Raw genomic sequence first — 14,302 nt, forward strand, 5'->3', positions numbered from 1 at the left:
TTGATTTGCGTTAACTCCATTTTTTTCGCGAGGTTTCACCGGATGAGAATCCTCGGCATCTTCTGCCTGCTTCTGACCCTTGGCGGTTGCAGTTCCCTGTTGTTCTACCCCGAGCCCGGACAGGTCTTCACCCCGGACAAAGCCAAACTCGACTACCGTACCGTGACGCTGGTCACCGCTGACGGCCTGAAGCTCAACGCCTGGTGGCTGCCGGCCAAACCGGGCGTCGAGGTCAAAGGCACTGTTCTGCACCTGCACGGCAACGGCGGCAATCTGCCGATGCACCTGGGCGGCAGCTGGTGGTTGCCGAAGAACGGCTATCAAGTGCTCCTGGTGGACTATCGCGGTTATGGTTTATCTGAGGGCGAACCGAGTTTGCCGGCGATCTATCAGGATATCGACGCCGCGTTCGCCTGGCTCGACAAGGCGCCTGAAGTCAAAGGCAAACCGCTGGTGCTGCTCGGTCAAAGCCTCGGCGGTTCGATGGCCGTGCACTGGCTGGTGCAGCATCCGGAACGGCAGAAACAGCTCAAGGCGCTGGTGCTCGACGGCGTGCCCGCCAGCTATCGCAGCGTCGGCCAGTACGCACTGAGCACATCGTGGCTGACTTGGCCGTTCCAGGTGCCGCTGTCGTGGCTGGTGCCGGACGGCGACAGCGCAATCAACTCGATGCCGCAACTCAACGGCGTGCCGAAACTGATTTTCCACAGCCTCGACGATTCGCTGGTGCCGCTTTCCAATGGCATCCGCCTGTACCAAGCGGCGCCGCCGCCGCGCGTCCTGCAACTGACCCGTGGCGGTCATGTGCAGACCTTTGGCGACCCGGTGTGGCGTCAGGTGATGCTGCGCTACCTCGACGATCCCGAGCATTTCAATGGCCTGCGCCGCCTCGGCGAAATACCGAATTACCCGCAACCCTCGAATTCTGAAGATGAGAGTCCGCAATGACTGAAGAACGTAACGCCATCCCGCTGATCATCACCGGTATCTGCAGCATCCTCGGCACCGTCGGGGCGCTGTGGTACTACGGCTATCTGCATTTCGCCAAACCCGAGGATGCGTTGCTGCTCAATGAATTCACCATGCTCAAGACCGTGCCGGGCGAAGACTACAAAGTCTCGCTCGCCCCGGCGCCGCAAGTGGCGCAATGCATTGATGGCGTGCTGGTGTTGTTCGATACCGAGCAGAAAGGCCTGACTGGTGTGCTGATCAATGCACAGAAAAAAGCCGTGCGTTGCATGGGCGAAGAGACCCCGCAGAAACTGCAAGAGTGATTCTGCTGGTGCAGCCCTCACCCTGACCCTCCCGAAACGTCGGACCGCCCAGAGGGAGAGGGGCCGCAATTTCAGCTCACACCAAAAAGCCCCGCCTGATCACTCAGGCGGGGCTTTTGCATTGCAGCTGGGAGCTTAGTTCGAGCTGACCGCCGAACGCGGCATCACTGGCTGGTTGTCGTTGGAAATGGTCACTTCCACACGACGGTTCATCGCACGGCCGGAAACGCTGCCGTTATCGGCAACCGGGTATTCCTTGCCATAACCCTGAACCACGATGCGCGAAGGATCTACGCCCATCTTGATCAGCGCAACCTGCACGGACGTGGCACGACGCTCGGAAAGCGATTGGTTGTACGAAGCAGTGCCGGTGCTGTCGGTGTAACCCTCGACGATCACTTTGCGATCCGGGTTTTCCTGAAGGAACTGCGCCAGTTTGTTGATGTTGACCAGGCCGCTGGATTTCAGGTCAGCCTTGTTGGTGGCGAACAGCACGTCACCGAAGGTCACCAGCGTACCGCGATCAGTCTGCTTGGCATTCAGGCTGTCCTGCAGCTGTTTGATCTGCTGGTCACGAGCATCCAGACGCGCCTGGGCACGTTGGGCAGCGGCGTTCTTCAGGTTGTTCTCAGCGGTGCGCAGAGCGATGGTCTGCTTGGCCACTTCCACGCGCTGGTTGGTCAGATAGGCCAGTTGGTCGACCTTGGCCGCGTCTTGCTTGTCCAGGTAGGCCTTGTCGGCCTTGTCCAGGTAATCGCTGGCGTCTTTGGTTTCCAGTGCCGCGACTTTGCTCGCCTGCGGGTTGGCTTGCAGACCGGCGTAGTTGGTACGTGCCTGTTCCAGATTCGGGTTAGGCGGCGTCGAGCACGCAGCCAGAGCAACACTTGCGGCCAGAAGAGCGGGGATCATCAGTTGCTTACGCATAATTTTTTCGTCCTTTCTATCGATAAAGTTTCAGCGTTGCGGTCGGGATGCGCGCTTACTGCACGGTGCGCTGACTTTCCTGACGCAGTTCCTGAACACCTTTCTGGGAATCCTTCACTGCCTGTTCGGCTTTCATCGCCTGAGCCTTGCGTTCGGCGACGCGAGCGTCCCATTCGGCTTGTTCGGCGAGGGTGCGCGCTTCGTCATACTTCTTGTCGTGCATGGCGATTTCGGCTTGTTTCAGTTTGTCCTGCGCTTGCTTCATTTCGACGGCGGCGAATTCGGTACCGCCAGCGCTGACGGCGCTGTTGACTGCCGATTGGGTCACGGCATATTGCTCGGTCGGTGGATTACCGGCGCAACCGGCCAGTACGAAACTGGTGCCGATGGCCAGGGCGGCCAGTTTCAGACCGCGCAGGTGTGTAAACGACATTGGGTTTTTCATGGTCTTCAACTCCATTAGGCATCTCCTGAAAACAACTGAATCCATCCTGGTCGAGGAGCCGAAAAGCGTCGTATGACAGGCGTTTTTGAAACGCTCGTTCCAGGCGTGGTTAATGGCTCCGACCGGCGGCGTTTTTCAAAAGTTCAGAAAAGATGGCCTATCGCCAAAATAATTTTTGACTGAATGGACAAGGCTCTAAAGCGGGAACTTTGGCGGGAGGACGCGGTACGCGCGGGCGTTTTCAATACCGGAAACACGTCGTTATGGAGTCAGAAATTCAGGCCATGCGGGAGTGAGCCTGCTCGCGAAAGCAGTGGGCCAGGCAGCATCGATGTCGGCTGATATACCGCTTTCGCGAGCAAGCCCGCTCCCACAGTACTGATGCGTGTTGTGTCAGTGTTTCTGCTTGCCGGCAGCCGCCGAGAGATCATGCAAATGGCGGCGCGATAGCGCGAGAAAACGCGGTGTAGGCCCGACATCTTCATACAGCGGGTCACCTTCCTCATCGGTCGCCACCACCGTCGAACCCTTCACATACGGCAGGCTCGCTTCAAACTCTTCGAGCGCTGCGCCGATCAATTCGCCGAGCAGTTCTTCGGCATGCCGTTTGGGATACATCTCGGCAATCGCCGCCAGTCGTGCGGCGGCTTCGACATCCAGATGAATCGTGTAGCCGGTGTCGGTCAGGCGACCCTTGGCGTTTTCTTCCCAATGCTGGGCGAGTTCACGAATTTTCATGATGACCTCATTTCGCGCCTGCTCATGGCAGGTCGGGGTGAGTGTCCGGCAGGGCCGGCGGCAAGCCGTTGTGTGGCTTACTGTTGAGACTAGCTTTCGCCCGCAAGGTTTAAAGTCACTTCGTCGGCTGCTTGTAAGAAGCGTCGCAGAGCGGCACTCTCTAGGTCATGCACTCGTTTCTGAGCCGTCCGGATTACTGCTGGGGAATTGCTGATGACCGATATTGATGCACGCTTGCGCGAAGACGTTCACCTGCTCGGAGAGCTGTTGGGCAATACGATTCGAGACCAGTACGGCGAAGCCTTCCTCGACAAGATCGAGCAGATTCGCAAAGGCGCGAAAGCCGATCGCCGTGGTTCGATGGACGCTGAGCTGAGCGCCAGCCTGAATCAATTGAGCGAGGACGAATTGCTCCCGGTGGCGCGGGCGTTCAACCAGTTTTTGAACCTGGCGAACATCGCCGAGCAGTATCAGTTGATCCACCGCCGCGAAGAGTCCCGGCCTGCGCCGTTCGAATCCCGCGTGTTGCCTGAATTGCTTGCGCGTTTGCGCAACGAAGGTCACAGCGCCGAATCGCTGGCCCGGCAACTGTCACGGCTGGAAATCGAACTGGTGCTGACCGCGCACCCGACCGAAGTGGCGCGGCGCACGCTGATCCAGAAGTACGACGCGATTGCCGCGCAACTCGCCGCGCAGGATCACCGCGACCTGACCAGCGCCGAACGCGAACAGATCCACACCACCCTGCAGCGGCTGATCGCCGAAGCCTGGCACACCGAAGAGATTCGCCGCACGCGACCGACGCCAGTTGATGAAGCCAAATGGGGTTTCGCGGTGATCGAGCATTCGCTGTGGCAGGCGATTCCCAACCATATGCGCAAGGCCGACAAGGCTCTACATGAAGCGACGGGCCTGCGTTTGCCGCTGGAAGCTGCGCCGATTCGTTTCGCCTCGTGGATGGGCGGCGACCGTGACGGCAACCCCAATGTCACCGCAGCAGTGACCCGCGAAGTGCTGCTGCTGGCGCGCTGGATGGCCGCCGATTTGTACCTGCGCGATGTCGATCATTTGGCTGCCGAACTGTCGATGCAGCAGGCCAGCGATGCCCTCAAAGCCCAGGCCGGCGACAGCGCCGAACCGTACCGCGCGGTGCTCAAGCAATTGCGCGAACGCCTGCGTGCGACGCGCAATTGGGCCCACGCCGCGTTGACCGCGCCAACACCGGCACCGGTCGATGTGCTGCACAACAACCGCGATCTGCTCGACCCGCTGGAGCTGTGCTTCAACTCGCTGCACGAGTGCGGCATGGGCGTGATCGCTGATGGTCCGTTGCTCGATTGCTTGCGTCGGGCGGTGACGTTCGGCCTGTTCCTTGTGCGCCTGGATGTGCGTCAGGATTCCTCGCGGCACAGTTCGGCGATGACTGAAATCACCGATTACCTCGGTCTGGGTCGCTATGAGGATTGGGACGAAGAGCAGCGCATCACCTTCCTGACCGGCGAACTGAGCAATCGCCGGCCACTGCTGCCGGCGCATTTCAAACCGTCCGCCGACACCGCCGAAGTACTCAACACCTGCAAGGAAATCGCTGCTGCACCGGGCGCCTCGCTCGGTTCCTACGTGATCTCCATGGCCGGCGCTGCTTCCGATGTGCTCGCCGTGCAACTGTTACTCAAAGAGTCTGGCGTGCTGCGGCCGATGCGTGTGGTACCGCTGTTCGAGACCCTCGCCGACCTCGATAACGCCGGGCCGGTCATGGAGCGGTTGTTGCTGTTGCCGGGTTATCGCGCGCGGTTGCAGGGCCCGCAGGAAGTGATGATCGGTTATTCCGACTCCGCCAAGGATGCCGGCACCACGGCGGCGGCGTGGGCGCAATATCGTGCGCAGGAGCGCTTGGTGGAAATCTGCCGCGAACAGCAAGTCGAACTGCTGTTGTTCCACGGTCGCGGCGGCACCGTGGGTCGCGGCGGTGGCCCGGCCCACGCAGCGATTCTGTCGCAGCCGCCGGGTTCGGTGGCGGGGCGTTTCCGCACGACTGAACAGGGTGAAATGATCCGCTTCAAATTCGGCCTGCCGGACATCGCCGAGCAAAACCTCAATCTCTATCTGGCGGCGGTGCTCGAAGCGACATTGCTGCCGCCTCCGCCACCGACCCCTGAATGGCGCCACTTGATGGACGAATTGGCGGCGGACGGTGTCAGTGCATACCGCCAGGTGGTGCGGGAAAATCCACAGTTCGTCGAATACTTCCGCCAGTCCACACCGGAGCAGGAGTTAGGGCGTTTGCCGCTGGGCAGTCGTCCGGCCAAACGCCGCGCCGGTGGCATCGAAAGCCTGCGGGCTATCCCCTGGATCTTCGGCTGGACGCAAACACGATTGATGTTGCCGGCGTGGCTCGGTTGGGAATCGGCGCTGAGCAAAGCGCTGGAGCGTGGAGAGGGCAAGCTTCTGGGGCAGATGCGCGAGCAGTGGCCGTTCTTCCGCACGCGCATCGATATGCTGGAAATGGTCCTGGCCAAGGCTGACGCGGACATTGCGCTGTCTTACGACGAGCGTCTGGTCGAGCCGGATCTGCTGCCGTTGGGCGCGCAGTTACGCGACCTATTGTCGCAGGCGTGCGCGGTGCTGCTCGGCTTGACCGGGCAGTCGCAGCTACTGGCACATAGCCCTGACACCCTCGAATTCATCCGCCTGCGCAACACCTACCTCGACCCGCTACATCTATTGCAGGCAGAACTGCTGGCGCGTTCGCGACAGCAGAATGTCGAGCAGGGTAGCCCGGTGGAGCAAGCACTGCTGGTGTCTGTGGCGGGGATTGCCGCCGGTTTGCGCAATACCGGCTAAGGTTTCTGGCGTGGCGAGCGGCACCGGCAACATGCCCCGGTTGCCGCTTGGCCTGACGGGCGAAAGTGCCATCAAGCGACAGTTAATGATGGGGTTGCGACTTGGGTCACCATGTCGCGAGGTCGCGGCGGGCGTCGGTTTCTCCGACTTTTGGCGTCTTGTGTGGGCGCAGCCTGCTGTGTATCTTGATCAGCCTTTGGCCGTTTGTGCGGCCACGACCCGTATTTTTAAGATTGGCCCCAAGAGGCGAATCCTGTTGTTTTCTATATAAAAAATTGAGGAGCACATCGATGCGCGTCATTCTGCTGGGAGCTCCCGGGGCCGGTAAAGGTACTCAGGCAAAGTTCATCACCGAGAAATTCGGCATTCCGCAAATCTCCACCGGCGACATGCTGCGTGCTGCGGTCAAGGCCGGCACTCCGCTGGGCGTTCAAGCCAAGAGCATCATGGATGCGGGCGGCCTGGTGTCGGATGACCTGATCATCGCGCTGGTGCAGGATCGCATCGCTCAGCCAGACTGCGCCAACGGCTTCCTGTTCGACGGCTTCCCGCGCACCATTCCGCAGGCCGAAGCACTGGTCACTGCCGGCGTCGAGCTGGACGCCGTGGTGGAAATCGCCGTTGAGGACGAAGAAATCGTTCAACGTATCGCTGGCCGTCGTGTTCACGAAGCCAGCGGCCGCGTTTACCACATCGTCTACAACCCGCCGAAAATCGCTGGCAAAGACGACATCACCGGCGAAGAGCTGGTACAGCGCAAGGACGACACCGAAGAAACCGTGCGTCATCGCCTGTCGGTCTACCACTCGCAGACCAAGCCGCTGGTAGAGTTCTACCAGAAGCTGTCGGCTGCCAACGGCAAGCCGAAGTACAGCCACATCCCTGGCGTCGGTTCGGTGGATGCGATCACCACCAAGGTGCTGGCAGCGCTGAGCTGAAAAGTCTGAACCGCAGCATCATCCACGGCCCGCTTGCGGGCCGTAGTTGTTTATACTGACGCACTTTTTCCCACACCTGTTTTGGAAACATCGATGAGCACCTTGCTGGCCCTGGACACCGCGACTGAAGCTTGCTCCGTTGCCTTGCTGCATGACGGCAAGGTCACGAGCCATTACGAGGTGATCCCGCGCCTGCATGCGCAGAAGCTGCTGCCGATGATCCAGCAACTGCTGGCCGACGCCGGCACCACACTGCAAGCGGTCGACGCGATTGCCTTCGGTCGCGGGCCGGGTGCGTTTACCGGTGTGCGAATTGCGATAGGCGTGGTGCAGGGTCTGGCGTTTGCGCTGGATCGCCCGGTGTTGCCGGTGTCCAACCTTGCCGTGCTGGCGCAGCGTGCGTTGCGTGAGCATGGCGTGAGCCAGGTCGCGGCGGCCATCGATGCGCGGATGGATGAAGTGTATTGGGGCTGCTACCGCGAGACGGCGGGGGAGATGCGACTGGTCGGCACCGAAGCAGTGTTGCCACCGGAAGTTGCCGCACTGCCGGCGGATGCGAGTGGCGAGTGGTTCGGTGCTGGCACCGGTTGGGGCTATGGCGAGCGGATCGCCGTCAATCTGACGGGCTCCGACGCCGGCATGCTGCCCCATGCAGTAGACCTGCTGACCCTGGCGCGTTTCGCCTGGGAGCGTGGCGAATCGATCCCGGCTGACGATGCGCAACCGGTTTACCTGCGCGATAAAGTCGCCACCCCCAAGGCTCGTTGATTCACTCGATACCGAGTTACCCCTTCGCGAGCAGGCTCGCTCCCACAGGTACAGCGTCGTTCTTGTGGGAGCGAGCCTGCTCGCGAATGGCTTTCTGCCGCCAACACCAATCGTCAGTTTCTAACCCTCGCTTTAAACCTTTTGCGCTTTATGTGTTCTAGTTATCACTCGGCGGTTTGCTAAGTCGGTCAGGTGCCGCTAAATTGCCATCATCGATACCGAGCATGAAATTATGCGTATAGACGGCCTTTCCTCTCAGTCCTATCCCATCAAGCGCAAGCCTCGCAAAGGCCCTGTGAGCGTGGATGAATCCGTCGACGATATCGACGGCGAGCTGGAATTCCCGACTGAAGAGCAACTGGCCGCCCGTGCTGCCGCCAAAGCCGCTGCGCAACGCCTGAGCAATCTGCCCGCCCGCCAACAAGACATGATCTACCACCGCGCCATGAGCAAAAGCGTAGCGATGGCCCTCGCCAGCTACCTGAGCACCGCCGGTTTTGTCGATTGGGATGCGGACGTGCTGGGCCTCGATCTGTACATCTGATGGCGCTGCCTTACTACCTCGGCTGCCCGTCCTGGAGTGAAAGCGCCTGGCGCGAGTATCTCTACCCGCAAGACGCCAAAACCTCCGATTTCCTCGGGCTGTATTCCCAAGTGTTCAACGCCGTCGAAGGCAACACGACCTTCTACGCCAGCCCGTCGCCGGCCACTGTGCAGCGTTGGGCCGAAGTCATGCCGGAACACTTTCGCTTTACCGCCAAATTCCCCGGCGACGTCAGCCACAGCGGTGACTTGCGTGAGCAACTGACTGCCGCCGAAACCTTCCTGCAATTGCTCAAGCCCCTTGGCGAACGCGTCTCGCCGTTGTGGCTGCAACTGTCGAAGAGTTTTACCCCGCATCGGCTGCCGGAACTGGCAGCATTCATCGATGCACTGGATTGCCCGCTGGCGGTGGAAGTGCGTCATGAACAGTTCTTCGCCAAGGGTGAGAGCGAACGGCTGCTCAATCGCCTGCTGCTGGATCGTGGTGTCGAACGCATTTGCCTTGATCCACGGGCGTTGTTCAGTTGCCTCTCGACCGAGTCTTCGGTGATCCACGCGCAATCAAAAAAACCACGTGTGCCAACGCGACCGGCGGCGTTCACGCAGTCCCCGCAGGTGCGCTTCATCGGCCATCCCGAACTGGAAGCGAATGACCCGTTTCTGGTGCCGTGGGTGGCGAAAATCGCCGAGTGGATCGAAGAGGGGCGCACGCCATACATCTTCCTGCACACCGCCGACAACCTGTTGGCGGCGAAGCTGGCGCAACGTTTTCACACGCAATTGATGCAACGTTTGCCTGGCCTGCCATCCCTGCCTGAGCTATACAGAGAGCCCGCCGCCGAGCAACTTGGCCTGCTCTGAGGCGGATCTTTTCCTGCCCAGGAGCCTGTCGATGGACGCCCAAGCTCAAGAACAAGTCCGTAAAGCCCACGCCTTCAAAGCCCTGCATGAACGTCCGGGGCTCTTCATCATTCCCAATCCGTGGGATGCGGGTTCGGCGAAGATGCTCGCCAGCCTCGGCTATCCGGCACTGGCAACGACCAGCGCCGGATATGCGTTTTCCCAGGGCAAGGCCGATGGTGCGTTGAGTCTCGATGAGACATTGGCCAATGTTCGTGCGATTGTCGCCGCGACGGATCTGCCAGTGGCGGTGGATCTGGAAAACGGTTTTGCCGATGCGCCGGTCGAATCCGCTCAAAGCCTGATTCGTGCCGCCGAGGCGGGCGCGGTTGGCGGCTCGATCGAAGACGCCACGGGCCGCCCGGATGCGCCGATCTATTGTTTCGAACATGCCGTGGCGCGCATCGAAGCCGCTGTCGCTGCCGTGCGCACCCTGCCATTCCCCTTCATTCTGACGGCCCGTGCGGAAAACTATCTGCACGACAATCCCGACATCAACGACACCATCCGCCGCTTGCAGGCTTTCGCCGAGGCTGGCGCCGACGTTTTGTATGCGCCGGGTTTGCGCAACGCCGAAGAAGTGCTGGCGGTGGTGCGTGCGGTGGCGCCGAAACCGGTGAATGTGTTGATGTCCGGTGGCTTGAATCTGACCGTGCAGGCGCTGGCAGAAATGGGCGTGCGCCGGATCAGCACTGGCTCGGCACTGGCATTGGCGGCGTTCGGCGAATTCTTGCGCGCCGCTGAAGAAATCCAGCAGTCCGGCACGTTCGGATTTACCTCGCAATCGATGCCTTATGCCAAGGCCAACCGCTTTTTCAAGGGCTGAACATGGGGCGATGGATCTTCGGCTTGGTGCTGCTGATGATTGGCGGCGCTGCGATCAGCGTCTGGCGTGGCTGGCTGGACATGCCGCCGCAGTGGAACCCCTGGGCGCCGCTGGATGTGAAAGCCACGCCCAACTGGCTGACCGGCTACAAGCTGATGCGCCTGCGCAGTGACCCTGAACGCTGCGCGCAGGCGCTGAGTAGCGCTGAGCTGCGCGTCACGCGCCAAGCCGACAGTCCTGACGCCAAGTGCCCACTGATCGCTGCCGTGCGCGTGCAGGGCGGCGAGGTGGCGCTGAGCAGCAGTTTCCTCGCCAGTTGTCCGCTGGCCGTCGCCTACGCAATGTTCGAGCACCACACCCTGCAACCCGTCGCGCAAGCTGTTTACGGTGAGAAAGTCGTGCGTCTGGATCACCTTGGCAGCTTCGCCTGCCGCAATGTCTACAACCGCGAGAGCGGCGCGCTCAGTCGCCATGCCAGCGCCGATGCGCTGGACATTGCCGGGTTCCGGCTGGCGGATGGGCGGGTGATCAATGTTCTGAAGGACTGGCCCCGACAAAATCAGGATGCGCAGTTTCTACGGCAAGTGCGCGACGGCGCCTGCGAGGCGTTCAGTGTGGTGTTGAGCCCGGACTACAACGCCGCCCATCGCAATCACTTTCATGTCGATGTCGGCCGCTGGAGTGTCTGTCGCTGAGGATCAGGCGGCCAGGCGAACGTTCTGCAGAACGATAGGGCGTGCCCAGCCATTATCAAAGTCCAGCGCCTTCTGCTGCTCGACAATTTCTTCTGGCGGGAACGGCGGATAAGGTTTTTGCAGCAGATCCAGATCGAATTCGGCAATCGGCAGGTACAGCGGTTTCTTCTGCGGTGCTGCGCCCGGTTCCGGGATCGGCTGGCCGTTGTTGATCACCACCGGGCGCACCCAGCTGCTGTCGAAATCCTGCTGCGCTTGCTGAGCCTTGATTTCTTCCGGCGGGAACGGTGGGAACGGCTTGTCCAGCAGCTCGGTTTCGAATTCGGCGATGGGCAGGAACAGCGGCTCAGGCGGGCGCACTTCGGTTTCAACCACCTCGCACTCGCGCTGACTGACGATGTGCGCGTGCAGTTCACTGCCCAGGGTCGGTTCTTCAGGACTGCTCAGGTCGACCGGTGGAAACGTGCCGCAGGCGGGTACCACATCACTCGTCTGTTCGGCCATCGCCTGGGCAAAGAAATCCTGCCACAGTTGACTGACGCCGCTCAGTGCTTGAGTGTTTTGACGGCTAAAGTCGCCATGGGGCGAAATGTAGCCAATCGATGTGGGAAGAATGCCTGACATTTTTTTCGGTTGACGCTCAGCTCTGGCAAAATGTGCGTTGAATGAGTTATCGGCGGTTTTTGCCGCTCCTTGAATTTTTGAGCGTGTTTTCCATGATTGAGCAACCCGCGGCCTGCCGCATCCATGTCCAGGCCCTCGGCCCGACGTTTGAAGCGCAAGCCGGGCAGTGGGCCGAGCGACTCGGTCTGCCGCTGGAAGTGGCAGACGGCGAGTTTGCCTTGCAGGTCGGCGAGCAGGGGTTGCAGTTGCAACAGCTTGGCCCGGAGGCGCCGGGGCCGGTGCGCGTTGACTTTGTCGAAGGTGGCGCGGCACACCGGCGGCTGTACGGCGGTGGCAGCGGGCAGATGATCGCCAAGGCCGTCGGTATCGCCCAGGGCGTGCGCCCGCGGGTGCTGGATGCCACGGCGGGGCTCGGCAAGGATGCGTTCGTGCTGGCGAGCCTCGGCTGCGACATGAGCCTGATCGAGCGCCAGCCCCTGATCGGCGCCTTGCTGGAGGATGGCCTGGCACGGGCGGCGGAAGATTTTGACGTCGCGCCGATTGTGGCGCGGATGAAATTGCTCAAGGGCAACTCCATCGAGGTCATGCAGCACTGGGAGGGTGAGCCTCCGCAGGTGATTTATCTCGACCCGATGTTTCCGCACCGTGAGAAGACTGCGCTGGTGAAGAAGGAAATGCGCCTGTTCCGCCCATTGGTTGGCGATGATCCCGATGCGCCGGCGTTGCTCGAAGCAGCGCTGGCACTGGCGACGCACCGGGTGGTGGTCAAGCGACCGCGCAAGGCGCCGTGCATCGCGGGGCCGAAGCCGAGTCATGCGCTGGATGGCAAATCCAGCCGCTATGACATTTACCCGAAGAAAGCGCTCAAGCCCTGAGACCGAGTCGCGCCAATCGCTGGCAAGCCAGCGATGGCGTCAGTGCCGACACTGCAGAAATCAGGGCCGATAGGCGCGCATAAACAACGCCACAACTTCCTGCACATGGCTCTGCGCTGCCTCTTCCGTCAGCGGCTCCCCACAGCCATACAGCAACCGAAAATTCCCCGCCCCCTTGATCAGGCAGAAGAAATGCTCGGCGGCATTGCGCGGCAGATCAATGCTCAGGGCGCCGGTCTCGTGGATGCGCGTCAATAAACGCTCCATCCCCTGCACCATGCGCTGCGGGCCGGCCTCGAAGAAGATCAGTGAAAGCTTCGGATCCTGACTGCCCAGCGCCATGATCAGACGGTGCAGATTCACCGATTCATCGCTGTTGATCAGGTGATGAAAACCTCGGGCAATGTTCAGCAACACATTCTCTACGGCGATGCCTTCGGGCAATTCGAAGAACAATGGCGGTAATTGCTCCTCGCATTTAGCGACCACGGCAGCGGAGAACAGCGTCTCCTTGTCGTTGAAATGGCTGTAAACGGTCAGCTTCGAAACGCCCGCCTCGCTGGCGACCGCGTCCATGCTGGTGTTGGCATAACCATGACTCAGAAAGAGGGTTTTCGCCGCGTCGAGGATGGCTTGGCGCTTGGCCAGATCCTTGGGGCGGCCCGGACCGTTTGGAGCTGAAGGATTGTTCGACATTCTTCGCTTTTAATACTGGACTGGTGAGTTTGCTATTAATAACATACCCGCCAGTATAATTATTCCAAGCACCATTAGCGAAAGGTCCGTCACCATGTTCCGTCATGCACTGCACCTCACGTGGCCCTTTGCATTGCCCGTCAGTCTGGCGTTTTTGTTATCGGCGTGCGGTCAGGAAGTGGCGACCCCAGTCACCGTGCGACCGGCCTTGGTGGTGCAGCCAGAGCCTTCGGCGCAGGCGATGGAAAGTTATCCGGGCGAGGTGCGCGCCCGCTACGAACCCGATCTGGCGTTCCGTATCGGCGGTAAAGTCAGCCGACGACTGGTCGATGAAGGTCAGCGTGTAAAGGCCGATCAACCCCTCGCTGAACTCGATCCGCAAGACGTGCGCCTGCAACTGGAAGCCACGCGCGCTCAGGTCGCCGCTGCCGAAGCCAATCTCAATCTGGTGCGTGCCGAGCGTGATCGCTATAAAACACTGATGGATCGGCAGATGGTCAGCCGTTCGGCCTACGACAACGCCGAAAACCTTTACCGCTCCGGTGAAGCCCGCCTCAAACAAATCAAAGCCGAATTCAACGTATCGACCAATCAGGCCAGTTACGCGGTATTGCGTGCGCCGCAGGATGGCGTGGTCGCCAAGCGCTCGGTGGAAGTCGGCCAGGTGGTTGCCGCCGGGCAAACCGCCTTCACCCTCGCCACCGATGGCGAGCGCGAAGTGCTGATCAGTCTGCCGGAGCAGAGCTTCGGCCGCTTCAAGGTCGGTCAGCCCGTGACTGTCGAGCTGTGGACGCAGCAAAATCAACGCTTCACCGGACAAATCCGTGAACTGTCACCCGCCGCCGATCCACGCTCGCGAACCTTCGCCGCACGGATTTCTTTCAACAGCGGCAAAGTCCCGGCCGAGCTGGGCCAGAGCGCCCGGGTGTTTGTGCAATCGGCCGATAGCGTGTCGCTGTCGGTGCCGCTCTCGGCACTCACGGCGGAAAACGGCGCGACCTACGTCTGGGTCGTCAACGGCAACAACACCTTGAAGAAAACCCCGGTGCGTATCGGCCCGTTCGGCGAAAAGACCGTGCCGGTACTCGAAGGGCTGAGCGCCAGCGACTGGGTGGTCGCCGCCGGCGTGCATGTGTTGCTCGAAGGGCAGCAGGTGCGACCGGTGGATCGCTCCAACCGTGTGGTCAATCTGGCGGACAAGGAGTAAGTCCC

The 14,302-nt window shown here is 60.8% G+C and carries 16 protein-coding genes; 11 read left to right on the forward strand and 5 right to left on the reverse strand.

Features of this window, described 5'->3' with window-relative positions; all coding sequences use genetic code 11:
- Positions 1–42: 42 nt before the first annotated feature.
- Both AACY19_RS24455 and AACY19_RS24460 read left to right on the forward strand, forming a co-directional pair.
- Positions 43–948 carry an alpha/beta hydrolase gene (locus AACY19_RS24455; protein ID WP_339454152.1) on the forward strand — a complete coding sequence of 302 codons (906 nt, stop codon included), beginning with the start codon at positions 43–45 and terminating at the stop codon, positions 946–948.
- Positions 945–1,274: a hypothetical protein gene (locus AACY19_RS24460; RefSeq protein ID WP_122609620.1), complete on the forward strand. Its 330-nt coding sequence runs from the start codon at positions 945–947 to the stop codon at positions 1,272–1,274. Before AACY19_RS24455 ends, AACY19_RS24460 begins: the two co-directional genes overlap by 4 nt.
- A 135-nt stretch (positions 1,275–1,409) precedes the next feature.
- Here AACY19_RS24460 and AACY19_RS24465 read toward each other — a convergent pair whose 3' ends face one another.
- From AACY19_RS24465 to AACY19_RS24475, 3 genes are all read right to left on the reverse strand, one after another.
- Entirely contained in the window at positions 1,410–2,198 is a 789-nt protein-coding gene (locus AACY19_RS24465; protein ID WP_339454153.1) for an OmpA family protein, read from the reverse strand.
- Between the two features lie 55 nt (positions 2,199–2,253).
- Complete coding sequence (locus tag AACY19_RS24470) at positions 2,254–2,658, reverse strand: DUF4398 domain-containing protein (protein WP_339454154.1); 405 nt, start codon at positions 2,656–2,658, stop codon at positions 2,254–2,256.
- Positions 2,659–3,036: 378 nt separating this feature from the next.
- Complete coding sequence (locus AACY19_RS24475; protein WP_008078374.1) at positions 3,037–3,381, reverse strand: hypothetical protein; 345 nt, start codon at positions 3,379–3,381, stop codon at positions 3,037–3,039.
- Between the two features lie 213 nt (positions 3,382–3,594).
- Here AACY19_RS24475 and ppc point away from each other — a divergent pair, with 213 nt between their 5' ends.
- The 7 genes from ppc (at position 3,595) to AACY19_RS24510 (ending at position 10,895) form a co-directional block, all read left to right on the forward strand.
- Positions 3,595–6,225, forward strand: coding sequence for a phosphoenolpyruvate carboxylase (gene ppc / locus AACY19_RS24480; protein WP_339454155.1), 2,631 nt, complete (start codon positions 3,595–3,597; stop codon positions 6,223–6,225).
- Positions 6,226–6,515: 290 nt separating this feature from the next.
- Complete coding sequence (gene adk, locus AACY19_RS24485; RefSeq protein ID WP_242204972.1) at positions 6,516–7,163, forward strand: adenylate kinase; 648 nt, start codon at positions 6,516–6,518, stop codon at positions 7,161–7,163.
- Between the two features lie 93 nt (positions 7,164–7,256).
- On the forward strand, positions 7,257–7,931 hold the full coding sequence (gene tsaB / locus AACY19_RS24490) for a tRNA (adenosine(37)-N6)-threonylcarbamoyltransferase complex dimerization subunit type 1 TsaB (protein WP_339454156.1): 675 nt from the start codon (positions 7,257–7,259) through the stop codon (positions 7,929–7,931).
- 232 nt (positions 7,932–8,163) lie between these two features.
- Positions 8,164–8,475: a hypothetical protein gene (locus AACY19_RS24495; RefSeq protein ID WP_339454157.1), complete on the forward strand. Its 312-nt coding sequence runs from the start codon at positions 8,164–8,166 to the stop codon at positions 8,473–8,475.
- Positions 8,475–9,335 carry a DUF72 domain-containing protein gene (locus AACY19_RS24500; RefSeq protein ID WP_339454158.1) on the forward strand — a complete coding sequence of 287 codons (861 nt, stop codon included), beginning with the start codon at positions 8,475–8,477 and terminating at the stop codon, positions 9,333–9,335. The genes AACY19_RS24495 and AACY19_RS24500 overlap by 1 nt, the downstream gene beginning before the upstream one ends.
- 31 nt (positions 9,336–9,366) lie before the next feature.
- Positions 9,367–10,200, forward strand: coding sequence for an isocitrate lyase/PEP mutase family protein (locus AACY19_RS24505; protein ID WP_339454159.1), 834 nt, complete (start codon positions 9,367–9,369; stop codon positions 10,198–10,200).
- A 2-nt stretch (positions 10,201–10,202) separates the two neighbouring features.
- Entirely contained in the window at positions 10,203–10,895 is a 693-nt protein-coding gene (locus AACY19_RS24510; protein ID WP_339454160.1) for an extensin-like domain-containing protein, read from the forward strand.
- 3 nt (positions 10,896–10,898) lie between these two features.
- On the opposite strand, the gene AACY19_RS24515 is transcribed toward AACY19_RS24510, so the two are convergent.
- Entirely contained in the window at positions 10,899–11,519 is a 621-nt protein-coding gene (locus AACY19_RS24515; protein WP_339454161.1) for an energy transducer TonB, read from the reverse strand.
- A 92-nt stretch (positions 11,520–11,611) separates the two neighbouring features.
- Here AACY19_RS24515 and AACY19_RS24520 point away from each other — a divergent pair, with 92 nt between their 5' ends.
- Positions 11,612–12,394, forward strand: coding sequence for a class I SAM-dependent methyltransferase (locus tag AACY19_RS24520; protein WP_339454162.1), 783 nt, complete (start codon positions 11,612–11,614; stop codon positions 12,392–12,394).
- Between the two features lie 60 nt (positions 12,395–12,454).
- On the opposite strand, the gene AACY19_RS24525 is transcribed toward AACY19_RS24520, so the two are convergent.
- Positions 12,455–13,090, reverse strand: a complete 636-nt coding sequence (locus tag AACY19_RS24525; protein ID WP_339454163.1) for a TetR/AcrR family transcriptional regulator — start codon at positions 13,088–13,090, stop codon at positions 12,455–12,457.
- Between the two features lie 94 nt (positions 13,091–13,184).
- On the opposite strand from AACY19_RS24525, the gene AACY19_RS24530 reads away from it, so the two are divergent.
- On the forward strand, positions 13,185–14,297 hold the full coding sequence (locus AACY19_RS24530) for an efflux RND transporter periplasmic adaptor subunit (protein ID WP_339454164.1): 1,113 nt from the start codon (positions 13,185–13,187) through the stop codon (positions 14,295–14,297).
- Positions 14,298–14,302: the final 5 nt, after the last annotated feature.

The organism is Pseudomonas sp. EA_5y_Pfl2_R50 (genome assembly GCF_963970475.1).
GTDB lineage: Bacteria > Pseudomonadota > Gammaproteobacteria > Pseudomonadales > Pseudomonadaceae > Aquipseudomonas.